This window comes from Streptomyces johnsoniae (assembly GCF_031845565.1).
Classification (GTDB): domain Bacteria; phylum Actinomycetota; class Actinomycetes; order Streptomycetales; family Streptomycetaceae; genus Streptomyces; species Streptomyces johnsoniae.
Genome location: NZ_JAVREV010000008.1, coordinates 173,545 through 199,542, shown reverse-complemented (window position 1 = coordinate 199,542; position 25,998 = coordinate 173,545). Strand labels below are relative to the sequence as shown.

Below are 25,998 nucleotides of genomic sequence, written 5' to 3'. Positions count from 1 at the left end.
CAACCCGACAAACGCCGGCAACTGCACCCCGTCGAACCACCGCCCGCACGGCAACGACTCCACCCCCTCATCCGGAATCCACCCGGGCATGTCAGTGGTCATCACAACGCCTTCCTGATCGTTGAGGGGAAAAGACGTACTTACCGTGCGCCCATCAGGCCGACAGGGAAAGGACGGTGGACTGCTGGGCCACTTCACGCCAGGAGGACGTTTCAGCTCACAACGGGTCACCGAGTCGTCACTCTGGCTACGCTGATCTCATCGACGCAAGGGATCGGCGAATGGCAAGACTTCAGCCCAATCACACGCTCCGGCAGCTGGTGGTGGACGGCGGCTACACCCATGAAGGGCTGGCCGAATCGGTCAACGACGCGACCGAGCGACTCACCGGCAGACGCGGCAGCGCCTCCGCGCGTGTGGTCCGCCGCTGGCTGTCTGGCGAGGTGGCATGGCCTCGCGCACACAGTCGGCGCGCGCTGGAGGAAGTGTTTGGGTGGCCCGCCGAAAAGCTGGGCTTTCGCGCCCCCTCTCGCGGGCACAGCATGCCCGGGGTTACTGTCGGGGCACCAGACCCTCCCCAGGAACCGCCTGTGCACCGCCGCCAGTTCGTCCTCGGTCTCACCGGCAGCCTCCTCCCGCTCCCGGCTCTGCCCATGGCGGGACGACTCGGCGTGGCCGATGTCGAGCGAGTCCGCGCCGCAGCCACGAAGCTTCATCAGTTGGACGACCAGTACGGAGGCGGAACGCTTGCCGACATCGCGGCTCAATACATCGAGTACGTCGAACAGGCAGCGCGGCGTTGCACCTACGGGGACCGCGTACAGACCGGGCTGTACCGGGCGCTCGGCGAGGTAGCCACCACCGCGGGGTGGCTCAACTTCGACGCCGGACGGCAGCGAACTGCACGGCGCTGGTGGGACACCGCGCTCCGGTACGCCCTACTGGCCAGTGACAAGCAACTTCAGACGCGGATCTGGTCGTCGATGTCCCATCAGGCGAGCGAGCTCGGCCATGGCGGTGAAGCAGTGATGATCGCCCGCGCCGCGCTCGATGCCACGCGAGGGCGACGGGAGTCACGCCTCTCCGCCCTGCTGCACACCCGGGTCGCCCGCGGGCACTCGGTACAAGGCGACCGCGGTCCTTGCGCCCGATCGCTGCTGCAGGCCGAGCAGGCCCACGACCGTGGCCCGGCGATGGCACCGCAACGGTGGCTCGCGTTCTTCAACCCGGGCGAGATCTCGGGCGCTGCCGCACTGTGCCACAGGGACCTTCGCCAGTACCCGGCAGCGGTCAAGGCAGCCAGGCGCTCCCTTGCCGTGCTGCAGGAGACATCGCTGCAGCGGAACAAGCTGGCAGCTCACGTGCGCCTGGGACGCATCCTGGCCGCAGCCGGCGAACTGGACGAAGCCCTTGCCGCAGGCAACAACGCGCTTGCCGTACTGCCCGGCGTCCGCAGTCCTCGCATCGAGGATCGCCTGCGGCAGCTCGGCGACGATCTACTCGGCCGCGGCCCCGCCGGGGCCGCGGAATTCTTCGACCGGTACCGGGGGATGACGGCCTCATGTCCGTAGACCTGCCGACGACCACCTACTACACCCGTGAACGGCTGCCGGAGATCCGCGGCACCATTCTGGAGGTGTACTCCGAGGTGTACGCGGCCGACATCGCCGGCGACCCGTTCTTCTCCGTTGAGCGGTTCGAGGAGCGCCTGGACGGGCATACCGCGGCGCCGGGCTGGGCGTGCGTGGTGGCCGAAGTCGGCGGTTCCGTCGCCGGGTTCACGTACGGCTTCACCGGCAGGGACGGGGTCACGTTCAAGCTCTGCGAGAACATGCTGCGCGCGGCGTACCGCGGGCACGGCATCTCGCGTGCGATGCACGACGAACTGATGAGCCACCGGCGGGAGGAACGGTCACACCTGCTGGTACGCCGGGAACGCCCGCGCCTGCGGGCCCTGTACGAGAGGTGGGGATACCGGCGGGCGGGCGAGCTGCTGCCGTTCCCGGACGCGCCCCTGTACGACGTCATGCTCCTGCCCCTGCGCTGAACGCCCCTTCAGCCCGTGGGCCTTTCCCCGTGGCCTCTCACGTGGAACAGCCGGGCGACCTACCTCCTCGTCGAATACCTGACCAGCGGGCATGGTCCGCCACTTCGCGCGACGGGCCGCCGCGTCCCCGGAGCAGGGCGAGCACCGTTTCCCTTGTCGTCGGGTGACGCCGGGAACAAGCTCGCCGCCGGTGAACAGGACCCGTTTCGCGCCGCCGCGCAGCGCGGTCATAAAGGAACTGCTGCTGCTGGTGCCGTCACCCGGCGGGGAGTTGCGCGGTCTGGCCGGGCGGTGTGGACTCCGCGCATGAGTGTTCTGTACTTCATCGCGTGTGCCGCGGGCCCGGCCCGGCACGTCGATGCCGGAGTTCGCGTGGCGCAGGATGCCGGATGGGAGGTGTGCCTTATCCTCACGCCGTCCGCTGCGCGTTGGTGGGAGCCCCGGCTGTCCGAGCTGTCCGAGCTGTCCGGGCATCCGGTGCGCGATCAGTACAAGTTGCCGCACCAGACCGACGCCCTGCCGCGCGCGGACGCGATGCTGGTCGCGCCGCTCACGACGACCAGTGCGTGCAAGTGGGCCGCAGGCATCACCGACACGGTCGCGCTCGGGCTGCCCGCCGAGGGCGTGCACCTCGGGCTGCCGGTGGTCGCGATGCCGTTCTGGTCCACGGCGCTCGGCGCACAGCCGGCCGTTGGCCACGCGGTCGAGACGCTGCGCGGGCAAGGAGTCCGGGTGGTCTTCGCCCCTGGGGAGCCGCACCCGCCGAAGCGCGGCGATGATGGCGGCTTCCCGTGGAGAGCCGGGCTGGACGCCCTCACCAGGGCGTGACGAACGCTGGGGCCCCTGAACGGGAAGGGATGATGTGGCAGAGACAGCGCAACCGTTGGGCGAGGGCGAGATCGGGGAGCGGCTGGCCGGGGTGCCGGGGTGGTGTCGCGATGGTGATGCGATCACCCGGACGTTCGGCATCCGGTACCACGGTGGTGTCGCGCTCATCGTGCATGTCGCGGACGTGGAACGGCTGATCGGTCACCACGCGGACATCGACCTGCGGTGGGATCATGTCCGGTTCTCCATCACCACCCACGACGCCGGAAACAAGCTCACCGCCGCCGACTTCGACCTTGCCGCCCGTGTCGACGACATCGCCGCCGCGCACGGAGCCGTCCCGGCCTGAGCACAGCAACGGCCCGTCTCAGACCCGCCGCCAGCGGGCCAGGGCGAAGGAGAAGAGGCCGAACAGCACCAGACCCGTGGCCATCGCGACCAGCAGCCAGGGCCCGGCCGGGGTCTGGGCGAACGTGCGCAGCGTGTCGTCCATGCCCTTGGCCTGGTCCGGGTCGTAGTCGGCCGCCGCCTGCACGGCGAAACCCCCGGCCACGGCGAAGAACGCGCCCCGCGCGACGCCGCCCGACACTCCCAGTACGTCGACCGTGCGGCGGGCGCCGCGCGGCATCTCGGAACGCTTCAGGTGCTTGTGGTATTTGCGCAGGGCCGCCCGCACGCCGATCAACACGCCCGCGCCCGCGATGGCCAGGCCCGCGCCCGCCACCAGCAACCGCCCGCCCGGCAGGCCGAGCGCGTCCGCAGTCACGTCCTGCGACTGCTCGTCGCTCGACCCGCTGCCCGCCTCCCCGACCGCGAACGAGAGCACCGAGAAGGCGATCACGGCGTAGAACACGCACCGCGCGCCGGACAGCGCACGCTGCCGCTTCTTGTGCCCCGCCGGTCCCGCCGCCCCGAACACCGCCTCCGACAGGCGCCACAGCGCCATGCCGGCCAGCCCGATGCCGACCGCCCAGATCAGGAACCCGCCGAACGGGCGTCCCGCCAGCTCGCGCAACGCCCCGCCGCGATCGGCCTGTTCCTCGCCGCCGAACGCGATGCGCAGTGCGAGCGCGCCGATCAGCAGGTAGAGCGCGCCCCGCGCGGCCAGGCCCCAGCGGGCCGCCGCCGCCATGGGCGAACTGCGCGCGGCCCGCCGGGCGGCCCTTCTGCTCCGAGTGATGGCGAACGTTCCCATGTCCGGCCTCCAGACTGACGACCCGGAACCGGATGCCCCTTCGCGGCGGCGGGGAAACGGCCGCCCCGCCAGCTCCTCCACGGCGGCCAGCGTCGGCCGCAGCAGGTCGGTGGTGCAGACGTTCTCCGCGTCCTGGAGCACCGCGGCCAGCCGGTCGAGGCCGAGACCCGTGTCGACGCTACGCGCGGCCAGGTCGCCCAGCACCGGGAAGCCGCCGTGCCCGTCGTCCTCGCCGCGCCGCGACCGCATGAACACGATGCTCCACAGCTCGACATAGCGCTCGCCGTCGACGGCCGGGCCGCCCGCACGGCCGAACGCGGGCCCGCGGTCGTACGTCACGTCCGTGCACGGGCCGCAGGGCCCCGGCACCCCCATCGACCAGTAGTTGTCGGCCGGCCCGAGCCGCTGGATGCGGGCGGCGGGCACGCCCGTGCGGCGCCACAGCCGTTCCGTCTCCTCGTCCCCGTCGAGCACGGTCACCCACAGCCGGCCGGGGTCCAGGCCGTAGCCCTCGGTCAGCAGCTCCCAGGCGTAGGCGACCGCCTCGGCGCTGTGAAGTAGTCGCCGAAGGAGAAGTTGCCCAGCATCTCGAAGAACGTGGCGTGCCGGGCGGTGCGGCCCACGTTCTCCACGTCGACGGTGCGCACGCACTTCTGCACGGTGGTGGCCCGGCGGACGGCGGGTTCGCTCTCGCCGAGGAACCACGGCTTGAACTGGGCCATCCCGGCGTTGGCCAGCAGCAGGGTGGGATCGTCGGGCACGAGCGGCGCGGCGGGGAGCCGGTGGTGCCCGCGGGCGGCGAAGAAGTCGAGGAAAGTGTCACGGATCTGCGTCGAGCGCATGGCGGATCGGCCTCACGGAAGTCGCGGTGAGAGAGCGGGGGAGTGGTGCACACGCCGAGCCGGGCCGAGAACGGGACTGAGAGGCGCTCTCAGTTCTCCGGCTCGACGCGGATAGCTCGCGTCCCCACGGTGAAGGCCATGACTCCGTGATTCTCACTTCTCGCTGGGCCGGTCACGCCGGTGTCGCACGCACCGGCACCCGCTCGACTGTAACCGCCCGCCGCCGCCCCCGCGCGCCAATTCTCCGGCAGGGCCGGGGCGGGCCCTGCCGGCGTGCGTCATACCAGCGGCAGGCGGGACGACACCGCCGTGCCGTATCCCGGCTGGGACTCGACGGTGAGCGAGCCCGCGATGCGTTCGGCGCGGGCCCGCATGCCGTCGAGTCCGAAGCCGCCGGTACCGGAACGTTCCGGCAGCGCCCGCGGGTCGAAGCCGCGCCCGTCGTCGCGGATGTCCAGGGCCACCTCGCCGTCCATGAAGCTGAGCGTGACACCGACGCGGGAGGCGGCCGCGTGCTTGGCCGCGTTCGACAGCGCCTCCTGCGTGATCCGCAGGAGCGTCGCCGAGACCTCGCCGTGCAGCTGCTGTGCCTTGCCGGTGAGGGTGAATTCGGCGCGGGTGCCGTACTGCTCGGCCCACCGGGTGATCGTCTTGCGCAGGGCGGGGAGGAGCCCGTCGTTGGCCAGGCCCATGGGGGCGAGGTTCTGCACGGAGCGCCGGGCCTCGCTCAGACTGTGGCGGGCCAGGTCGGAGGCGCGGTCGAGATGCTCGTGCGCCGCCGCCGGGTCGGGCTGGCCCGCGACGACCCGGAGCTGGGCGATGATGCCGGTCAGCCCCTGCGCGATGGTGTCGTGGATCTCCGCGGCCAGCCGCCTGCGCTCGTCGGCGATGCCCGCCTCCCGCGCCTGGACGAGCAGTTGGGCCTGAAGGGCGGCGTTCTCGTCGAGGGCCTGCTGGAGGGCGGTGTTGGTGCGTTCCAGCTCGGCGATGGTGGCCGCACGGGCCCGGGAACGCACCTCCTCGTGCTCGGTGAAGTAGCCGACGATGGTCAGCAGTACGTTGTTGACCAGCAGCAGCCCGGCGAACATGGTCCACTGTTCCGCTTCGTGGAACGGCATGCCGCCGGCCTGGGACGCCGCCAGGGGGATGGAGCAGGCGAAGGGGCCGAGCCACCGCCAGCGTTTCGCGGGGATCAGATCGTTGACGTCGAAGTAGCCGGCGGCCGCGTAGAACGCGAAGAACGGGTTCACCCAGGTGAGCGCGAAACTCAGCGCCCAGCGCACGGCGTAGTACCCCGTCGAGATCATGTCGGGGTCCCGGTCGGCGCGGCCCGTCCGCTCCCACCACAGCTGGAGCAGGGCAGCCGCGGCTACCAACGCGAGGGCCGTGACCCGTCCGGCCGCGGTCGGCGTCAGCTCGGGCGCCACCGTCGCCGCGAGGAGTGTGCCGGCGCCGAGCAGCGCGTACGGCCGCCACCTGCGCATGGTCTCCTGGCGGCGTTCGAGTTCCCGGTCGGCCTGCGTCATGCCCCCACTTTGCACCGTTGTTCTCCTACTTCCAGCGGAACCAGCGGATGGCGGCAGCGGTCAGCACTGCTGCCCACGCGGCCAGTGTGCCCAGGTGGGACCAGTCGGGCCAGTCGCCGGTCGCGGCCTGGTCCAGGGCGATCGAGGCGGCGCCGAAGGGCGTGAACTCGACGATGTTCCGCAGGACTTCCGGCATGGTCTGCACGGGAATCCAGACGCCGATGCAGAACAGGGCCGGGAAGAAGACCACCGAGCCGATGCCCGTCGCGTGCTTGGAGTTGCCGGCCAGGGCGGACACCAGGGCCCCGATGGCCAGGCAGGCGGCCGCAGCCAGCAGCAGCGTCAGCACATAGGCGGCCAGCTCGCCGGGCAGCGCCACGTCGAAAGCGAGCCGGCCCACCACCAGGACGAGAAGCGCCGACAGCAGGGCCGTGACGCCGTTGAGCCCCATCTGCGCGGACAGCAGACTGGAAGGGCGTACCGGGGTCGTCGACATGCGTCGCAGGATGCCGGTCTCGCGGTAGCTCGTCAGGACCGGCGGCATCGCCTGGATGCTGGCCACGATCACAGCGATCAGCACCGACACGGGCACGTAGGTGTCGATGAGGCGCTGGCCGCCGAGGTCCGGGTCCGACTCCCGGAACGCCGGGATGCAGCCCAGGATGGCCATCAGCAGTGTCGGGAAGGCGCATATCCAGAAGAGATTGGCCGGTTCCCGCAGGAACAGCCGGGTCTCGGCCCGCAGCACGGCGGCCCGGGGCGTGGGGCGGCGATCGGAAGACGCCGGGGCCAGGGCGGTCGTTGTCGGGAGGGTCGGTGCTTCGGTGGTCGAGGTATCGGTCATGACGCAGCTCCAGTCTTGCGGGGCCGGTAGGGCGGATGGTCGGGCGCCGACGGTCAGACTTCCGTCAGGTCCAGGAAGGCGTCATCCAGCGTCGCGTCACTCACGCGCAGCTGATGGGCCGTGATGCGCTTGCTGACGAGGAGCGAGATCACCGCGTTGACGGTCTCATCCGTTCCGCTGAGCGTGATGCGCTCCTCCTTGTGCTCGACGGACCTGAGCGCCGGCAGCGCGGCCAGATCCTCGTTGTCCAGGGGGGCCGAGGGCGTGAAGGAGATCACCGTGGACCCCGGCGAACGGTCGACCAGCCCGTGAGGTGAGTCGAGTGCGGTGATCCGCCCCTTGTCGATCAGGGCGATGCGGTCGCACAGCCGCTGCGCCTCCTCCATGAAGTGCGTGACGAGGATGACGGTGACACCGCTGTTGCGGACGTCCTCGATCAGTTCCCAGGTGTCGCGGCGGGCGCGCGGGTCCAGGCCGGTGGTCAGCTCGTCGAGGACGACGATCCGGGGACTGCCGATCAGGGCGAGGGCGATGAACAGCCGCTGCTTCTGGCCGCCGGAGAGTTTCCCGAAACGAGTGGTGAGTTTGGCGGTCAGGCCCAGGCGTTCGGCGAGGGGCTTCCAGTCGAGCGGGCGCGGGTAGAAGGCGGAGCACAGCTCCAGCGCCTCCTGCACGGTGAGTTTGGACTGGAGGGCGCTCTCCTGGAGCTGGACGCCCAGGATGCCGGTGACGGCCTCGTGGTCGGCGACGGGGTCGAGCCCCGCGACACGGACCCGGCCCGAATCGGGGACGCGCAGACCCTCGACACACTCGACGGTGGTGGTCTTGCCGGCACCGTTCAGGCCGAGGAATCCGAAGATCTCCCCCTCCTCGACGGTGAACGAGACGCCGTCGACGACGGCCCGGCCGTCATAGGTCTTGCGCAGATCGCTGACTTCGATGATCGGTTCGCGAGTCGCCCTGTGCATCGTCATTGTGGTCATGGCACGAGGTTCGCGTGCGGAGGGCCCGGCCACATCGCCCATCAGGCTCGCGGCATGATCAGCCGATCGGTTGATGTGCGGTACGCCTGTGCTCCGCGACCATGGAGTCATGTCGCCGCCGTCCGTGGTGGGACAGCCGAACCGTGGCCGGGGGCGGCTGTGCCCCCGGCCACGAAGTCCGGAGCCGGGTCTGCCCTCCGCGGAGGATCGGGGGACCACCCCTGGGGTGCGGAACGGGCCGACGGAGGCCACGTTTCCTTCCAGGGGACGACGGCCGCACGGCCGTCCCGCCCCGGCTTCGGCTCGCGAAGCCCGGGCTCCGGGCCGGTCCGGCGGGGTGGCGCCCGGTGGCGCTCAGTCGAGCAGGTCCGGCTCGTCGCGGACGATCTGCCCGAACAGCGTCTGGAACTGGAGCCAGCCGGACAGCTCGGCCCCGGACTGCTCGTAGGTGAGCTGGGCGACCTCCGGGCTGATCGGGGTGACGCCCCCGGCAGCCTTCGCGATCAGCTGGGCCTGGGCGGCCTTCTCCATCGCGTAGTACCAGAAGACCGCCGAGTCCACGCTCTCACCGACGGTCAGCAGCCCGTGGTTGCGCAGGATGATGGCCTTGCAGTCACCGAGGGCCGCCGCCAGGCGCTTGCCCTCGTCCAGGTCGTCCACCAGGCCGGCGTAACCGTCGAACGTCGCGTGGTCACCGTAGAACACGCAGGCGTCCTGGGTCAGCGGCTCGATGATCTGGTCGGTGGCCGAGAGGGCCTTGCCGTACATCGAGTGGCAGTGGACCGCCGCGACGGCGTCGGGACGGGCCTTGTGGACGGACGAGTGGATGACGAACGCGGCCTTGGCCACCGGGTACTTGCCCTTGAGGACGTTGCCGTGCTCGTCGACCAGCACCAGTTCGCTCGCCGTGATGTGCCCGAACGGGATCATGAACGGGTTGACCCAGAAGAGGTCCGGGTACTCGGGGTCACGCGCGCTGATGTGACCCGCCAGGCCCTCGTCGTAGCCGAGCCGGGCGAACAGGCGCAGAGCACCGGCGACGCGCTCCTTGCGGTAGCGGCGCTCCTCCTCGGGGTCCTCGTAGCCCCCGGGGACCTGCGGAGGGTAGTTCAGCCAGAGCTGATCCTCCGGGAGCGGCTCCAGCCCTTCGATGGACAGGGACTCCCGCGTGGTCATGAGGTCACCTCGACCTTCTCCTCGGCGGTTTCTTCTTCGCCGCCCTCGGCGGCAGCCGGCTGGGCCGGCACACGCAGGCCCGGAACGGCGAGGCCCGGAATCGCCTTCACGGCCTCGAAGCCGGCCTCAATGGCCTCCGCGAGGGTCGGCGTGACCTCGTCCTCGAAGCTAATGCGAGTAACCGGGACTTCGGCATTCGTCGGGAGAGTGTCGCTGGCGAGGGATATGTCCGCCTGGCTCTTCTCCTTCAGGGTGACTGCTTCCTGCTCGGTAATTTCCCGATCCAGGATAAGAGAATATCTGTGTCCCACGGTCGGCTGCTCCTCTGATGGGCACGGAAGGGAATCCGGTCAAATCGCTGGCCGAATGGCGGTGAGTCTAGCAGCGCTCCGATCGGCGTCTCAAGGGCCAATCTATGCAAATTCCGGGTAAACTCGCCTGCCGACTCGGGGACATGAACCGGGGGCAGCCGCACTAATTCCTGTTCGCGGTCAGCCCTAATATGCCGTACCGCGACGGCGGAACGGCGATGACCTTTATTACGGAATATGGAGCGGATAGGCGAACGGATCGGGGAACGTTTCGAGTGGCGCGACGACGTGGTAGGCCGCCGCTGGCGAAGGGCGCGCGATCAGGGCGGGCCCTCCGGTGTCCCGGCCGCCTCGCGGGCCAGCCGCTGCCGGTCCACCTTGCGGTTGGCGTTCAACGGAAATTCCGGCACGTGCCGGAAAGCCTTGGGCATCATCCCTTCGGGCAGGTGGGCGGACAGTTCGCGGCGCAGCGTCGCCGGGGGGACGCGTTCGCCGGTGTAGTAGACGACGAGTTCGAGCCCGCCCGCGGGAGCGGGGCGGGTCACGGAGACCGCGTTCTGCACGCCCGTGCACTGGCGGGCGGCGTGGTCGACCTCGGCTAGTTCGACGCGGTGGCCCTGGATCTGCACCTGCGCGTCCAGCCGGCCCAGGTAGAGCAGCTCGCCGTCCGCGAGGCGCCTGACCCGGTCGCCCGTCCGGTACCAGCGGCGGCCGTGACGTTCGAGGAAGCGGCCCTCGTTGTCCGCGGGGTCGAGGTAGCCGGCCGCCATCTGCGGTCCGGTGACGCACAGTTCGCCCTCCACCGCCGACTCGCCTTCCCCGTCGAGCAGCAGGTGGTCGTGGCCGGGGTGCACAGGACCGATCGGGACCACGCCGTTCACCGCCCGGCTCCTGGACGCCTCCGGCGACCAGCGGTGCCCGGTGATCGTCACGGTCAGCTCGGTCGGCCCGTACAGGTTCTCGATCCGCGAGTCCGGCGCGGCGGCCTGCCAGTCGGCGACGTCGTCACACAGCAGGGCCTCGCCCGCGAAGAAGCTCCAGCGCAGCGTCGGCATCGTGCCCGGCCGCAGGCCCCCGATCCCCCGGATGAACGAGATATGACTCGGAACGGAGAACCACACGGTCATGCGCCGCTCGGCGATGAACGCGGCCAGCTCCCGGTGCGCCGCGGCGGGGAGCACGTCCACGGCGGCTCCCGCGCCCCAGGCACAGAACAGCTCGAAGATCGCGCAGTCGAAATTGATGCCGACGTTCTGCGAGAACACATCCCCGGGGCCGAAGTCGTAGCGCCGGTCCAGCAGATCGAAATAGTGCCTGTTGCCGCCGTGCGTCAGCGGCACGCCCTTGGGGCGGCCGGTCGAACCCGACGTGAACAGGATGTACGCGATGTCGGACGGCCCGACGGCCGCCGGTGCGTCCAGGGCAGCTGCGGACGCGGACGCGGCTGCGGATTCGGACTCGCCCAGCACGGGCAGGTCCAGCTCGGTCTCCGCGAGCGCTGCCCTGCCGACCGCGTCGGCGACGACCGTGCCGACCCCCGCGGTCGTCAGCATGCGGCGGGTACGCTCCGCCGGGAAGCGGGGGTTGAGCGGCACCACGGCCGCCCCCGCGTACAGCGCCGCCAGAATCCCGACGTACGCGGTCAGGCCCTTGTCCGCCAGCACGGCGACCCGGTGCGGCCCCTGCGGTGCACTGGCTCTGAGTTCCCCCGCCCGTCGCAGCGCGCGCTCGTGCAGCTCCTCGTACGTCAGGCTCTCGGAGCCCACACGGATCGCGGTCCGCCCGGGCGACAGGGCCAGGCCGCGCAGGAACCGCTCGTGCAGCCCGTGTCCGGGTGCGGATGTCTCGGTCATTTCCTTCCTCCGAGGCAGTAAGGGAAGGGTGGGTAGGGGTGCCGACCCGCGGGCCGGAGCGCTTAGGTTGGCCGCGACACCGGCCGTTCGGTGAACATCCGAGGAATCACGGGAGCCCACATGTGGGACGAAACATTCGAGCAACTGCTCCGCAAACACCTCTCCTTGATGGAGGCGGAGGATGAACTCACTGCCGATATCAACCTGCGCGACTTCGGTCTCGATTCCATGGGAATGGTCGCGCTGATGTCCTCGCTGGAGGAGGCGTACGGCGTCCGTTTCGTCGACGACGCCCTCCAGGTGGAGAACTTCGCCACACCCGAGACTCTGTGGAACACCTTGGCCGCCATGCGCTGATCCAATTGCTGATCCAACTGCCGTCCGCGCTACGCGATCACACTGCGTCGGCGCGGACGCATGGCTGTCTCCGGCCGCACCGCCACCACCTCGAAGGCGTCGGTCATGACCTCCACCCGGCCCCACAGCGCGTCCTGACCGGTGACGTGCACCCGCTCGACTCCAAGTCCCTTGAGCGCGTCGACGACCAGGGGCCACCGCACCGGCCTGGTCACCGCGTCGAGCAGCATCGTCCGCACCCCGGCCGCGGTCCTCACCAGCGAGCCGTCGTGGTCGGACACGATGGGGATCACGGGGTCGGAGAACGCGGTACCCGCCACCACCTCCGACTCGATCTCCGCGCGCAGCGCGCCGAACACCTCCGAATGCATCGGCGGACGCATGCTGTACAGCGGCAGGCCGCCCGCGGCCCGCAGGCGCTTCTGCAGCCACTCCAGTACGCCTTCGCGCACCGACAGCATGTGGAAGTCCCGGTCGACGTGGCAGGCCACGGCGTTCCACTCGCCGCGCGCGTCCAGCTCGCCGCGGATCTCGGCGAGCCGGTCCAGCGGGACCCGGGCGAAGGACTGGGTGACGATGTCGCGGTGCTCGCGGGCGAAGTAGGCGTCCGCCCGGCGGCCCCACTCCGCGGTCATGACCACCGCCTCGGCGAAGGGCAGTGCCCCGGCCCGCACCGCCGCCGCCGTTCCGCCGAAGCTGGCGCCCGCGCACGCGACCGGCTCCAGGCCGTGCTCGGCGACCGCCCACTCGGCCAGCGCCAGGCAGGTCACCAGAAACGAGATCCGCGCCGGCTCGGGGAAAGGTCCCTGGTCGCCGCGGGCCTCGGCCTCCCGGTACCGGTCGACCAGGGAATAGCCGAGCGCCTCGTCCGCCTTCGCCACCAGCCGACGCGCCACCGGCTGGCCCGTCAGGAACCGGGCCGAGTCGGCGAGCTGTGCCGGGCCGATTCCTGGGAAGACGATCGCGGACATATTCTTGACTCTCCCATTCGTTGCACTCGCCGCGTGCATTCCGGAAGTCCGACCGGTCGATCCCTACGGCATCACCATTTGCCGCCAGTCTTGTTGGCCCTACGTATGGGCATAACCCCTAACGCCCCCTAACCCCTAGAGCGGTGGCGGGAGGTTCTTGTGGCGAGCAAAAGCGCCCTGTTAGAAACGGTGCGGTATTCGCCGGGTAGTTTCGAATCGGAAGGGTGGCGCATGACCTCGAATGGACGGCGTCCGGCGCGCGCGCACGCCTCGATGGACAACCTGCGCACGTATCTGCTGGCCGCCGCCGGGAGGACCCCCGAGCGTCCCGCGGTGATCCAGGCGGCGGGCGGTGCCCTGGACACGGTCACCTACGGCGAGCTGGAACGGCGCACCGACCGCATCGTCGAGGCCCTGGCCGCGCTCGGACTCGATGTCGGCGAGCGCGTCATCGTGGAGTCCGACACCGACGCCGACGCCGTGGCGGTGCTCCTGGCCTGCGCCACGCTGGGTCTGCCGTTCGTCCCGGCCAGCCCCGAGGTCCCCGACGAGCGGCTCCTGGCGGTCATCGACAGTGCCGAGCCCGCCCTCCACCTCCAGCCCACGGACGGGAAACGCACCGGCATCCCGGAAACGGTCGGCACCGCCAGGTTCGGCCCCGACGGCCTCACCGTCGAACGGCCACCGGCGCCCCGCCCCCCGCGCCGCCGCCGCACGGTGACCCCCGTCGACACCGCCTACATCACCTTCACCTCCGGCACGACGGGCCGGCCCAAGGGCGTCGTCATGAGCCACCGCGGGGTCATCGCGTTCCTGCGCGGTGTGCAGGCCGCGGAACTCATCACGGCCGAGGACCGGGTGGCGGGCACCGCGCCGCTCCAGTTCGACTTCGCGCTGTTCGACATCGGTTATGCCCTCGGCCACGGCGCCGCCCTGGTGCCCGTGCCGCGCGGCGTCCTCAACTGGCCCCGCCGCTTCCTGACGTTCCTGCGCGATGCCGGCGTGACCGAGGTCCACGGCGTGCCGTCCCTCTGGCGCCCGGTGCTGCGCCACGAGCACGAACTGCTGGCCGAGCTGGGCAAGGAAGGCGTTCTGCGTCGCGTCGCGTTCTCCGGCGAGAACTTCCCGCTGGACGAACTGCGCAGCCTCCAAAAGCTGCTGCCCGAGGCCGAGTTCTCCAACGCCTACGGCGCCACCGAGTCGATGGCCGCCTCGATCACCACCGTGCCCAACCCGCTGCCGCCCGATGTCGAACGCCTCTCCATCGGCCACGCGGTCGCGGGCGCGGAGATGACGCTCATCGGCCCCGACGGCCGGCCCGTCGAGGAGCCAGGCGTGCTCGGCGAGATCTACCTGCGCGCCCCGTCGCTGTTCTCCGGCTACTGGGGCGACCCGGAAGCCACCCGCGCCGTCCTCGTCCCCGACCCGGTCGACCCCAGGTCGGGGCAGCTCGTGCTCAAGTCCGGCGACCTGGCGTCCATGGGGGTCGGCGGCGAGCTGTACTTCCACGGCCGCGTCGACTCCCAGGTGCAGATTCGCGGCAACCGGGTCGAACTGGGCGAGGTGGAGCGCCGCATCGGCGAATTCCCCGGCATCACCGGCGCGGTCGCGATGCTCCTGCCGGGTGCGGACGGCGAACCGCGGCTGTTCGCGTTCGTCACCCACGCTCCGGGCGGCCCCAGGCCGGACGCCAAGGAGGTCGTCGCGTTCTGCCGTGCCGCGCTGCCCGCCTACATGGCTCCGCACGGCCTGCACGTGGTGGACGAGTTCCCGCTGACCGTCAACGGGAAGGTCGACCGCTCCGCCCTGACCGCCCTCGTGACCGGGCCCTGACCACCCTCCCCGACGCCGCTCCGCCCTTCACTAGGGAGTACGCCCATGTCCGAGCAGTCCAGGGCCGCGATGCTGGAACTGGTCCTCACGCAGGCCGCCGCCGTGCTGCGCAGCATAGATCCCGAGGCCCACGCGGACGGGGCCACCGACGTGGCGGCCGACCGCCCGTTCCTCACGGTGGGCCTGGACTCGCTGGGTCTGGTACAGCTGCACCGGCGGCTCAGCGCCGAACTGGGCGTGGACCTGCCCGTCACGGCCGCGTTCGACCACCCCACGCCCGCGGCCCTGGCCCGGCACCTGGTGGACGTGCTGCACGGCACCGGCCGGCCCGGGGATGATGCCGCGCCCGCCGCGCCCGCCGCGCCCGCCGCGCCCGCGGCGCAGGACGAGCCGATCGCGATCGTCGGCATCGGCTGCCGCTTCCCCGGCGGAGTGACCTCGCCCGAGGACCTGTGGCGCATCCTGGCCGACGGCACCCACGAGATCACCGACTTCCCCACCGACCGCGGCTGGGACCTCGACCGCCTCTTCGGCCAGGACCAGTCCGCCGCAGGCACCACCTACGCGCGCCACGGCGGATTCCTGCCGGACGCGGCCGACTTCGACGCCGACTTCTTCCACATCAGCCCCAGGGAAGCCCTGGCCATGGACCCGCAGCAGCGGCTGCTGCTGGAAACCTGCTGGGAAGCGCTCGAACGGGCGGGCATCGACCCGGGCCGCCTGCACGGCACGTCGTCCGGCGTGTTCATCGGAGTGGAGCCGCACGAGTACGGGCCCCGCACGCACGAGGCTCCCGACGGCCTCGACGCCTACGTCCTGCTGGGCAATCTGCCCAGCGTCCTGTCCGGACGCGTCGCCTACACCCTCGGTCTCGAAGGGCCCACGCTCACTGTCGACACCGCCTGCTCCGGCTCCCTCACCGCCCTGCACCTGGCGGTGCGGTCGCTCCAGCGCGGCGAGTGCGGCCTGGCGCTGGCCGGCGGCGTCACCGTGATCTCCAGCCCGGGAACGTTCACCGCGTTCGCCCAGCAGCGGGGCCTGGCCCCCGACGGACGGGTCAAGGCGTTCGCCGCGGCGGCCGACGGCACCAGCTTCGCCGAAGGCGCGGGCGTGTTCGTCCTGGCCCGCCTGTCGGACGCGCTGCGCGAAGGCCACCCGGTGCTTGCCGTGGTCCGCGGCTCAGCCATCAACCAGGACGGCGCGAGCAACGGCCTCACCGCACCCAACGGCCTCGCGCAGCAGCGCGTCATCCGCCGGGCGCTCGCCGACGCCGGGCTCACCCCCGACGAGGTCGACGCCGTCGACGCGCACGGCACCGGCACCACGCTCGGCGACCCCATCGAAGGCCAGGCACTGGTCGCCGCCTACGGGCGCGAACGTTCACCGGAAAAGCCCCTGTGGCTCGGCTCGGTGAAGTCCAACATCGGGCACACCGGCGCGGCGGCCGGCGCGGCCGGCGTCATCAAGATGGTGATGGCGATGCGCCACCGCATGCTGCCGCGCACCCTGCACGTCGACGAGCCGACGCCGCACGTCGACTGGTCGCAGGGCACCGTGCGGCTCGTCACCGAGCCGGTGCCGTGGGAGGCCGGGGACCGGCCGCGCCGCGCCGGGATCTCCTCCTTCGGAGCGAGCGGCACCAACGCGCACGTCATCGTCGAGGAGCCGCCCGCCCTCCCCTCCGGCGCCCCGCAAGTCCCCGCGGACGACCGCCCGGTCCCGGTGGTCCTGTCCGCCCAGACCCCGGACGCCCTGCGCGCCCAGGCCGGACGGCTCCTGCGGACCGCGGCCGACGCGTCACCGCTGGACCTCGCGTACTCGGCCGCCACCACCCGTGCGGCCATGCGCGAACGCGTCACCGTCGTCGCCGCCGACCACGCGGAACTGCACCGCGCCCTGACCGCTCTCGCCGACGGTGCCACCGCACCGGGACTGCTCACGGGAACGGCATCGGCGACGGGCCGCACCGCGTTCCTGTTCACCGGCCAGGGCAGCCAGCGCCCCGGCATGGGCCGTGAACTCGTCGGCGCGTTCCCGGTGTTCGCCGAGGCGCTCCAGGAGGCCGCCGACCACCTCGACCTCCACCTCGAAGAACCACTCGGCGACGTGCTGTTCGCCGACCCCGGCTCGCCGGCGGCCGAACTGCTCCACCAGACCCAGTACGCGCAGGCCGCCCTCTTCGCGATCGAGACCGCCCTGTTCCGGCTCCTCGCCTCCTGGGGCGTCACCCCCGACCTGCTCGCCGGACACTCCATCGGCGAAATCGCCGCCGCGCACGCCGCCGGGGCCATGAGCCTGGCGGACGCGGCGCTGCTGGTCGGCGCGCGCGGCAGGCTCATGCACGAACTCCCCGCCGGCGGCGCCATGATCGCCGTCCAGGCCGAGGAGGCGGAGGTCGCGGCGCGGCTGACGGGACAGCTGGCCGAACGGGTCAGCGTCGCCGCCGTCAACGGGCCGTCCGCGGTCGTGCTCTCCGGCGAGGCCGACGCCGTCTCGGACCTCGCCGCCCACTTCGCCGGGCAGGGCCGCAAGACGCGCCGGCTGCGCGTCTCCCACGCGTTCCACTCGCCACTGATGGAGCCGATGCTCGACGAGTTCCGCCGCGTCGCCGAGTCCCTGACCTACGCGCCGCCCCGCATCCCGGTCGTGTCCAACCTGACCGGGGAGCCCGTCACCGCGTTCGACGCCGAGTACTGGGTGCAGCACGTGCGCCGGCCGGTCCGGTTCGCGGACGGCGTGCGCTGGCTGGAGGCCCAGGGCGCCACCACCTTCCTCGAACTGGGGCCCGACGCCGTCCTGTCGGCGGCCGGACGCGACTGCCTCACCGATCAGGACGCCGACGTCGCCTTCGTCCCGCTGCTGCGCGACGGGCACGGCGAGGAACGCCAGACCCTCACCGCGCTCGGCCTGGCGCACGCCCGCGGCACCGCCGCCGACTGGGAACGCTTCTTCGCCGTGCGCGGCGCCCGCCGCATCGACCTGCCCACCTACGCGTTCCAGCGCAAGCGGTACTGGCTGGACGCCGGGTCCGGCCCCGGCACCATCGGCCACCCGCTGTTCGACACGGCCGTCAGCCTCGCCGGAGCCGACGGTCTTGTGATGACCGGCCGGCTCTCGACCCGCGCGCAGCCCTGGCTGGCCGACCACGTCATCGCGGGCACCGTCCTCGTCCCCGGCACCGCCATGGTCGAACTGGCCGTCCGCGCCGGCGACCAGGCGGGCTGCGGCGTTCTGGAGGAGCTGACCCTCCAGGCACCGCTGCCGCTGGCGGAGGGCGAAGAGGTGGAGGTCCAGGTCGCCGTCGGGGCACCCGACGCGGCCGGCCGCCGCACCGTCGACATCCACTCGCGCCCCGCCAGGAGCGACGGCGGCTGGAACCACCACGCCGGCGGCTTCCTCGCCGAACGCGCGGACGGCCAGGACCCCGCCACGACCCCGCTCACCGAGTGGCCGCCCGCAGGCGCCGAGGCCATCGACGTCGACGCCCTCTACGAACGCCAGGCCGCCCAGGGCTACGCCTACGGGCCCGCGTTCCGGCGCGTGCGCGCCGCCTGGCGCCGCGGGAACGAGGTGTTCGCCGAGGTCGCCACGGACGAGGCCGGCGCCGACCGGTTCGGGCTGCACCCGGCGCTGCTCGACGCCTCCCTGCACGCCGTCGAATCCGACGAGGACGACGGGCAGGTGCGGCTGCCGTTCGCCTGGCTCGGCGTCGAACTGCACGCCGCCGGCGCCACCGCCGTACGCGCCCGCATCACCCCGGCCGGCCAGGAGGCGGTCGCGATCCACCTGGCCGACGCCACCGGGGCACCCGTCGCGGACGTCCGGTCACTCGTCCAGCGGCCCGTGCCACTGGATGGCCTGCCGTCGTCCCGGCGGGACGGGGCGCTGCTGCGCGTCGAGTGGACCGCGATCCAGCCCCCGCCGCGGCCGGACACCGCGGCAGGCGAGTTCGACCTGGCCTTCGTCCCGGCCACCTTCCCCGGTGCCCCCGCCGACGCCGCGCGGGCCGCGACACTCCACGTTCTGGAACTGATCCAGAACGCGCTGCGCGACGAGACCCGGCTGGCCTTCATCACCCGCGGCGCGGCGCGCGACCTGGCGCTCGCGCCCGTCGGGGCGCTGGTGCGCGCCGCCCAGGCCGAGCACCCGGGCCGCTTCGCCCTCGTCGACACCGACCGCGACGTTCCTGAAGACGAACTGCGCGCCGCGCTGGCCACCCACGAACCGCAACTGGCACTGGGCGACGGCGCGGTGCGCGTACCGCGCCTGGCCCGCACACCCGGCCGGGCGGACGAACCACAGGCCGCCGCGTGGAACCCGGACGGCACCGTGCTGATCACCGGCGGCACCGGCGGACTCGGCGGCCACCTCGCCCGCCACCTCGTCCGCCGCCACGGCGTGAGACACCTGCTGCTCACGGGCAGGCGCGGCCCCGACGGGCCCGGCGCGGCCGAACTCGTCGCCGAGCTGACCGGACTGGGCGCCAAGGCGACCGTCGCCGCCTGCGACGTCACCGACCGCGCCGCCCTGGCCGCGCTGCTGGACGGCATCCCCGGTGCGCACCCGCTGACCGCCGTCGTCCACGCCGCCGGCGTCGTCGACGACGGGCTCACCGCGACCCTCACCGCGGAACAGGTCCGCACCGTCTTCCACGGCAAGGCGAACGGCGCCTGGCACCTGCACGAACTCACCCGCGACCTGCCCCTCGCGGCGTTCGTGCTGTTCTCCTCGGCGGCCGGCACCCTGGGGGCCGCGGGACAGGGCAACTACGCCGCCGCCAACGCCTTCCTCGACGCGCTCGCCGAACACCGCGCCGGCCAGGGCCTGCCCGCGACCTCCCTGGCCTGGAACCTGTGGGCCGGCGACACCGGCATGGGCGGCCGCCTCGACGAGGTCACCCTCCGCCGCACCGCACGCTCCGGACTGCCCGCCCTGAGCGCCGAGGACAACCTCGCCCTCTTCGACCAGGCCCTCACCACCGACGCACCCGCCCTGCTGCCGCTGCACATCGACGCGCCCGCGCTGCGGGCCCGCCCCGAGGGCATACCGCCCCTCCTGCGCGGCCTCGTCCGCGCCCCCGCCCGCCGGCCCGCCGCCGCGGCGGCGGCGGGCGGCACCGGCGGCGCGCTGTCCGCCCAACTGGCCGGGAAACCCGAAGCCGAACGCGAACGGATCGTCCTCGACCTCGTCCGCGCCCAGATCGCAGGCGTCCTCGGCCACGACAGCCCCACCGCGGTCGACCCCCGCCGCGCCTTCACCGAGCTGGGCTTCGACTCCCTGGCCGCCGTCGAACTGCGCAACGCGCTCGGCTCCGCCACCGGGCTGCGGCTCACCTCCACCCTGATCTTCGACCACCCGACACCGCAGGCCCTGGCCGCCCACATCCTCGACAAGGCCGGCGGCGCGGCCCCCGCCGCCGCCCCGCGGCCGGCCACCGTGCGGGCCACCGCGGACGAGCCCATCGCGGTCGTCGCGATGGCCTGCCGCTTCCCCGGCGGGGTGACCACTCCGGAAGAACTCTGGCGGTTGGTCGCCGACGGCACCGACAGCATCACCCCCTTCCCCGACAACCGGGGCTGGCCCACCGACGAGATCTACGACCCCGAACCCGGCAAACACGGCACCACATACACCCGCGAAGGCGGCTTCCTGCACGACGCCGCCGACTTCGACCCCACCTTCTTCGGCATCAGCCCGAACGAAGCCCAGATCATGGACCCGCAGCAGCGCCTCCTCCTCGAAGTCGCCTGGGAGGCCATCGAACGCGGCGGCATCGACCCGCTGTCCCTGAAGGGCAGCCCCACCGGCGTGTTCGCCGGCGTCATGTACCACGACTGGGCGCCTCGTTCCGGCGAGGTCTCCGAAGACCTCGCGGGCTACGCCGCCAGCGGCGGCATGGGCAGCGTCGCCTCCGGCCGCGTCTCCTACACCCTGGGACTCGAAGGCCCCGCCGTCACCGTCGACACCGCCTGCTCCTCCTCCCTGGTGGCGCTGCACTGGGCGGCACAGGCCCTGCGGCAGGGCGAGTGCACCCTCGCCCTCGCGGGCGGCGTCACCGTGATGTCCACACCCGAGACGTTCATCGAGATGAGCCTCCAGCGGGGCATGGCCGCCGACGGCCGCTGCAAGCCGTACGGTGCCGCCGCCGACGGCACCGGCTGGGCCGAGGGCGCGGGCCTGCTGCTGCTGGAACGGCTCTCCGACGCGCGCCGCGCCGGACACCCCGTGCTCGCCGTGGTCCGCGGCTCCGCCATCAACCAGGACGGCGCGTCGAACGGCCTGACCGCCCCCAACGGCCCTTCCCAGCAGCGGGTGATGCAGCAGGCACTGGCCGTAGCCGGGCTCACTCCCGCCGATGTCGACGCGGTCGAGGGACACGGCACGGGCACCACCCTCGGCGACCCGATCGAGGCCCAGGCACTGATGGCGACGTACGGGCAGGACCGCCCCGACGGCGAGCCGCTGTGGCTCGGGTCGATCAAGTCCAACCTCGGACACACCCAGGCAGCAGCCGGAGTCGCCGGGGTGATCAAAATGGTGATGGCGATGCGCAACGGCGTACTGCCGGCCACGCTGCACGCCGACACGCCCTCCCCGCACATCGACTGGACGGAAGGCGCCGTCGAACTGCTCACCGCGTCGAGGCCATGGGCACCCGACGGCCGCCCGCGCCGCGCGGGCGTCTCCTCCTTCGGCGTCAGCGGCACCAACGCGCACGTGATCGTCGAAGAGGCACCGGCCGCCGCCCCGCGGCAACCGCGCGGCACGCGGCCCCCGGCCGTTCCGCTGACCGTGTCCGCGGCGACCCCCGAGGCGCTGCGGGCCCAGGCGGCGCGGATCGCCGCCCACCTGCGCGACCACGACGACGCCGACTCACTCGATGTCGCCGCCTCGCTCGTCCGGGGCCGCGCCGCCCTCGAGCACCGCGCCGTGGTCGTGCACACCGACCGCGACGACCTGCTCACCGGACTCGATGCCCTGGCCGCCGGCGAAACGTTCGCCTCCGTCGTCACGGGCGAGGCCCGTGGCGACACACGCGCCGTGTTCGCCTTCCCCGGGCAGGGCTCCCAGTGGCCGGGCATGGGCGTGGAACTGCTGGAACACTCACCCGCCTTCGCGACGCGCCTCGGCGAATGCGCCAAGGCACTCGAACCGTACGTCGAATGGGACCTCCTCGACGTCCTTCGCGGCACGCCCGGCGCACCGCCCCTGGACTCCGACGACACCGTGCAACCGGCGCTGTGGGCCGTCAACATCTCGCTGGCCGAAGCCTGGCGTGCCGCGGGTGTCGAACCGGCCGCCGTCGTCGGCCACTCCCAGGGCGAAATGGCCGCTGCCTGCGTCGCCGGCGCCCTCTCCCTGGAGGACGGCGCGCGCGTCGTCGCCCTCCGCGGCCAGATCGTCCGACAGGAACTACGGGGCCGCGGCGGCATGCTGTCGGTCGCCCTGTCCGCCGAACGCGCCGAAAAGCATCTGGCCGACTTCGGCGGCCGCCTCCAGCTCGGCGCCGTCAACAGCCCCCGCTCCGTCGTCGCCTGCGGGGACCTCGACGCCCTCGCCGAGCTGCGGGCCCGGCTGGAGGCCGAGGGCGTCCAGACCCGCCGCGTCCCCATCGACTACGCCTCCCACTCCGCCATCGTGGAAGACATCCGCGACCGGCTGCTCACCGAACTGGCCGGACTGACACCGCAGACGTCGCCCGTCCCGTTCTACTCCACCGTCACCGCGGCGCAGCTGGACACCGCCGGGCTCGACGCCGAGTACTGGTACACCAACCTGCGGCGCACCGTCCGGTTCGAGGAGACCACGCGCGCGCTGCTGGCCGACGGCTTCGGAACGTTCGTCGAGACCAGCCCGCACCCCGGCATGCTCATCGGCATCAGCGAGACCGCGGAACAGGCCGGGGTGCCCGCCGCGCTCGTCGGCACCCTGCGCCGCGGCAGCGGCGGCCCGCGCGACTACCTCACCTCGCTCGCCGAGGCGTACGTGCGCGGCGCGGCCGTCGACTGGCAGACCTTCTTCGCCGGAACCGGGGCGAACCACGTCGACCTGCCCACCTACCCCTTCCAGCGCCAGTCGTACTGGCTGCGGGCCCCCGCGCGCACGGGCGACGCCTCCGACATGGGCCAGGTCGCCACCGGCCACCCGCTGCTCGGCGCGGCGGTGCCGGTCGCCGGCGACGGCGGTGTGCTCCTCACCGGACGCCTGTCCGCCGCCTCCCAGCCGTGGCTCGCCGACCACGTCATCGCCGGCACCGCCGTGTTCCCCGGGGCCGGCCTCGTGGAACTGGCCGTCCGCGCCGGCGACGAGGTCGGCCGGGGACGCGTGGAGGAGCTGACCCTGGAAGCACCCCTCGCCCTCCCCGAGCGCGGCGGCGTCGCCGTCCAGGTCGTCGTCGGCCCCGACCTGCGCACCGTCGCGATCCACTCGCGGCCCGAGGGCGCCCCCGTCGACGTCCCCTGGACCCGGCACGCCCACGGCACCCTCGCCGACACCCGCCAGGAACCGGCCCCCGCGCCCTGGCTGCCGCCCGACGCCGAACCCATCGACCTCACCGGCTTCTACGAACGGGCCCCGGAGGACGCCGGCCTGACGTACGGGCCGGCCTTCCAGGGCATGCGCTCCGCCTGGCGCTCCGGCGGCGACGAGGTGTTCGCCGAGATCGTGCTCCCGGAGCCCACCGCCGCCGAAGCCCCGCGGTACGGGCTTCACCCGGCGGCGCTCGACGCGGCGCTGCACGCCACCGCACTGCTCGGCACCGACGCCGAGCGAGTCACCGTCCCGTTCGTCTGGACGGGCATCGACCTGCACGCCTCCGGCGCCGCCGCGCTCAGGATGCGGATGACCCGCCTGGGAGACGGCGAAGTCGCCGTGCGCCTCACCGACACCGCCGGACGCCCCATCGCATCCGTCGAGTCGCTCGTCCTGCGCCCCCCGGCCCCCGGCCTGCCGGCTCCCGCCACGGCCTCCCACCAGTCGCTTTTCGAACTCGTCTGGACGCCCGCCCAGCCGGAAGGACCGGCCCGGGAAACGGTCGTCCACCGCTGCGCGGGCGGCAGCACAGCCCTGGCCGTGCACGCCGAGACGGCCGCGGCACTGGGCGCCGTCCAGTCCTGGCTGGCGGAGGACAGGACCGACGGAGCCACCCTGGCCGTGGTCACCCGCGGTGCCGTGTCCGTGAACGGCGAGGACGTCACCGACCTCGCCGGGGCCGCCGTGTGGGGACTGGTCCGCAGCGCACAGACGGAAAACCCCGGCCAGATCGTCCTCGTCGACCTGGACCCCGCCGAAGCCGGCGCGGAAACCGAAGAAGCGCACCTGGCCCAGGCCATGGCGACCGCGGAGCCCCAGATCGCGATCCGCTCCGGCGCCGCCCACCGGGCCCGCATCGCCCGCGTGGCCGGGGCCAGGCCCGGGGCCCCCGCCACCGTCTTCGGGAGCCGGCCGGGCACCGTGCTGATCACCGGCGGCACCGGCACCCTGGGCGGCCTGGTCGCCCGGCACCTGGTCACCGCCCACAAGGTCACCGACCTGCTGCTCACCAGCCGCCGCGGTCCCGGCGCCGCCAAAGCCGCCGCGCTGGCCGGCGAACTGGCCGGACTCGGCGCCCGCGTCGAGGTCATCTCCTGCGACGCCGCCGACCGCGACGCGCTGGCCGCCGCGCTGGCCGGCCGCACACTTGCCGGAGTCGTGCACACCGCGGGCATCCTCGACGACGGGATCTTCTCCTCCCTGACCGAGGAGCGGACCGCCGCGGTGATGCGTCCCAAGGTCGACGCCGCACTGAACCTCCACGAACTCACCGCGGGCCAGGACCTCACGGCCTTCGTGCTGTTCTCCTCCGCGTCGGGTGTCACCGGAGGTGCGGGACAGGCCAACTACGCCGCGGCCAACACGTTCCTGGACGGCCTCGCCGCCCACCGGCGCGCCGGCGGGCTCCCCGCCCAGTCGCTGGCCTGGGGACTGTGGGAGGAGAGCAGCGGCATGACCGGCACGCTCGACGCCACCGCCCGGTCCGGCATGGAACGCGACGGTGCCCTGCCGCTGCCCACCGGCGAGGCCCTGGAACTGCTGGACGCCGCCGGAACACTCGACCTGCCGTTCGTGGTGCCCGTCCGCATCGACCTCACCGGGAAGCGCCGCGACGACGTGCCCCACCTGATGCGCGATCTGGTGACGCGCGGCCCGGCCCGCCGCAGCGTCGAAGCCGCCGCGCCCGCCACCGAATCCGCGGAAAGCCTGCGCGACCGGCTGACGCGCCTCAAGCCGGCCCGCCGCGAACAGGCGCTGCTCGACATCGTCCGCACCCAGGCCGCCGCCACCCTCGGATACGCCGGTCCCGCCGCAGTCGACGCCGAACGCTCCTTCCGCGACATGGGCTTCGACTCCCTCGCCGCCGTGCGGCTGCGCAACAGCCTCGGCGAGGCCGTCGGCGAACGCCTCCCCGCGACACTGGTCTTCGACCACCCGAGCGCGTCCGCCCTCGCGCGGTACCTCCTGGAGGAGCTCGGACTCAGCGAGCCGAAGCCGGCCGAAGAGGACCAGGACGGCGCGGGCGCCGAAGCCACCGAGGACTTCGAAAGCCGCGCGGCGGAGATCCAGGGCATGAGCCTGGCCGACCTCCTCCGCACGGCGCAACGATCAGGAGACCCGACATGACCCAGCTGCTCGACGGCACCGACGAGCGCGTCTTCACCACCGACGAGGAATTGCTGCGCCAGGTGCTGACCCCCTACCGGGGCAAGCGGTGCGAGTACCTCACCTCGGCCACGGTCACCGCGCAGGGCGACCCCCGCGAGGGCGGACGGCTCACCGCCGCCTGCACCTTCCACATCCCCGAGTCCTGCTACATCGACGACACCGGGCACTTCAACGCCGTCGAGTTCAACATCTGCTACAACCAGATGGCCTACTACATCATGGCCAAGATGGTGAAGGAGTCGCTGCTCGACCCCTTCTCCGGCTGGACGCTGGACCAGTTCTGGGCCCGGCAGCTCGCGGACGTCTACATCACCGACTTCAAAAGCGCCTTCCGCAAGGCCATGAGCGGTCGCAACTTCCGGGGAGAGATCGACATCGTCGACGTCGCCGAATGGGACGCCAACGACCTGCGCGACGCCCTCATCCTCATGCGGACCCGGTGCCGCTTCTGGGATGAGCACGGCGGAATGAGCACCGGCGAGGTGGCCGCAGCCGTCACCAACCCGCACGCCAACTGACACGGCTCGGCCC

17 protein-coding genes and 1 pseudogene are annotated in these 25,998 nt (G+C 72.4%); 8 read left to right on the top strand and 10 right to left on the bottom strand.

Going from position 1 to position 25,998, the window contains the following annotated elements; translation table 11 throughout:
- Positions 1-281: 281 nt before the first annotated feature.
- The 4 genes from RM779_RS16360 to RM779_RS16345 all read left to right on the top strand — a co-directional run bounded on the left by RM779_RS16360 (position 282) and on the right by RM779_RS16345 (position 3,224).
- A complete protein-coding gene (locus tag RM779_RS16360) occupies positions 282-1,571 on the top strand; it encodes a tetratricopeptide repeat protein (RefSeq protein WP_311618426.1) in 1,290 nt (429 codons plus the stop codon).
- Positions 1,562-2,047, top strand: coding sequence for a GNAT family N-acetyltransferase (locus tag RM779_RS16355; protein ID WP_311618425.1), 486 nt, complete (start codon positions 1,562-1,564; stop codon positions 2,045-2,047). The genes RM779_RS16360 and RM779_RS16355 overlap by 10 nt, the downstream gene beginning before the upstream one ends.
- Positions 2,048-2,353: 306 nt before the next feature.
- On the top strand, positions 2,354-2,875 hold the full coding sequence (locus RM779_RS16350; protein WP_311618424.1) for a flavoprotein: 522 nt from the start codon (positions 2,354-2,356) through the stop codon (positions 2,873-2,875).
- 34 nt (positions 2,876-2,909) lie between these two features.
- Positions 2,910-3,224, top strand: a complete 315-nt coding sequence (locus RM779_RS16345) for a 4a-hydroxytetrahydrobiopterin dehydratase (RefSeq protein WP_311618423.1) — start codon at positions 2,910-2,912, stop codon at positions 3,222-3,224.
- Positions 3,225-3,242: 18 nt separating this feature from the next.
- Here RM779_RS16345 and RM779_RS16340 read toward each other — a convergent pair whose 3' ends face one another.
- From RM779_RS16340 to RM779_RS16305, 9 genes and pseudogenes are all read right to left on the bottom strand, one after another.
- Positions 3,243-4,070 carry a DUF1206 domain-containing protein gene (locus RM779_RS16340; RefSeq protein ID WP_311618572.1) on the bottom strand — a complete coding sequence of 276 codons (828 nt, stop codon included), beginning with the start codon at positions 4,068-4,070 and terminating at the stop codon, positions 3,243-3,245.
- A 111-nt stretch (positions 4,071-4,181) separates the two neighbouring features.
- Positions 4,182-4,571 (bottom strand): annotated as a pseudogene (locus RM779_RS33730) (alanine--tRNA ligase-related protein); the annotation flags it as partial.
- Positions 4,572-4,585: 14 nt separating this feature from the next.
- The gene (locus RM779_RS33725) at positions 4,586-4,912 is read right to left on the bottom strand and encodes an alanine--tRNA ligase-related protein (RefSeq protein ID WP_394813308.1); all 327 of its coding nucleotides are present in this window, start codon (positions 4,910-4,912) and stop codon (positions 4,586-4,588) included.
- 278 nt (positions 4,913-5,190) lie between these two features.
- A complete protein-coding gene (locus tag RM779_RS16330) occupies positions 5,191-6,438 on the bottom strand; it encodes a sensor histidine kinase (protein WP_311618422.1) in 1,248 nt (415 codons plus the stop codon).
- Between the two features lie 25 nt (positions 6,439-6,463).
- The gene (locus tag RM779_RS16325) at positions 6,464-7,282 is read right to left on the bottom strand and encodes an ABC transporter permease (protein ID WP_311618421.1); all 819 of its coding nucleotides are present in this window, start codon (positions 7,280-7,282) and stop codon (positions 6,464-6,466) included.
- Between the two features lie 53 nt (positions 7,283-7,335).
- The gene (locus RM779_RS16320; RefSeq protein WP_311618420.1) at positions 7,336-8,265 is read right to left on the bottom strand and encodes an ABC transporter ATP-binding protein; all 930 of its coding nucleotides are present in this window, start codon (positions 8,263-8,265) and stop codon (positions 7,336-7,338) included.
- Between the two features lie 354 nt (positions 8,266-8,619).
- On the bottom strand, positions 8,620-9,441 hold the full coding sequence (locus RM779_RS16315) for a class II aldolase/adducin family protein (RefSeq protein ID WP_311618419.1): 822 nt from the start codon (positions 9,439-9,441) through the stop codon (positions 8,620-8,622).
- Positions 9,438-9,752 (bottom strand): hypothetical protein, encoded by a 315-nt coding sequence (locus tag RM779_RS16310; RefSeq protein ID WP_311618418.1) that lies wholly within the window; start codon positions 9,750-9,752, stop codon positions 9,438-9,440. The genes RM779_RS16315 and RM779_RS16310 overlap by 4 nt, the downstream gene beginning before the upstream one ends.
- 320 nt (positions 9,753-10,072) lie before the next feature.
- Positions 10,073-11,605 carry an amino acid adenylation domain-containing protein gene (locus RM779_RS16305; protein ID WP_311618417.1) on the bottom strand — a complete coding sequence of 511 codons (1,533 nt, stop codon included), beginning with the start codon at positions 11,603-11,605 and terminating at the stop codon, positions 10,073-10,075.
- Between the two features lie 120 nt (positions 11,606-11,725).
- Here RM779_RS16305 and RM779_RS16300 point away from each other — a divergent pair, with 120 nt between their 5' ends.
- Complete coding sequence (locus RM779_RS16300; RefSeq protein ID WP_311618416.1) at positions 11,726-11,962, top strand: acyl carrier protein; 237 nt, start codon at positions 11,726-11,728, stop codon at positions 11,960-11,962.
- Positions 11,963-11,991: 29 nt separating this feature from the next.
- Here RM779_RS16300 and RM779_RS16295 read toward each other — a convergent pair whose 3' ends face one another.
- Positions 11,992-12,933 carry an ACP S-malonyltransferase gene (locus tag RM779_RS16295; RefSeq protein WP_311618415.1) on the bottom strand — a complete coding sequence of 314 codons (942 nt, stop codon included), beginning with the start codon at positions 12,931-12,933 and terminating at the stop codon, positions 11,992-11,994.
- A gap of 231 nt (positions 12,934-13,164) precedes the next feature.
- Here RM779_RS16295 and RM779_RS16290 point away from each other — a divergent pair, with 231 nt between their 5' ends.
- From RM779_RS16290 to RM779_RS16280, 3 genes are read left to right on the top strand one after another with little or no spacing between them, the layout of a single operon-like run.
- Positions 13,165-14,766: an AMP-binding protein gene (locus tag RM779_RS16290; protein ID WP_311618414.1), complete on the top strand. Its 1,602-nt coding sequence runs from the start codon at positions 13,165-13,167 to the stop codon at positions 14,764-14,766.
- A 45-nt stretch (positions 14,767-14,811) separates the two neighbouring features.
- Positions 14,812-25,425, top strand: coding sequence for a type I polyketide synthase (locus tag RM779_RS16285; protein ID WP_311618413.1), 10,614 nt, complete (start codon positions 14,812-14,814; stop codon positions 25,423-25,425).
- Positions 25,422-25,985 carry an FcoT family thioesterase gene (locus RM779_RS16280; RefSeq protein ID WP_311618412.1) on the top strand — a complete coding sequence of 188 codons (564 nt, stop codon included), beginning with the start codon at positions 25,422-25,424 and terminating at the stop codon, positions 25,983-25,985. Before RM779_RS16285 ends, RM779_RS16280 begins: the two co-directional genes overlap by 4 nt.
- Positions 25,986-25,998 lie beyond the last annotated feature (13 nt).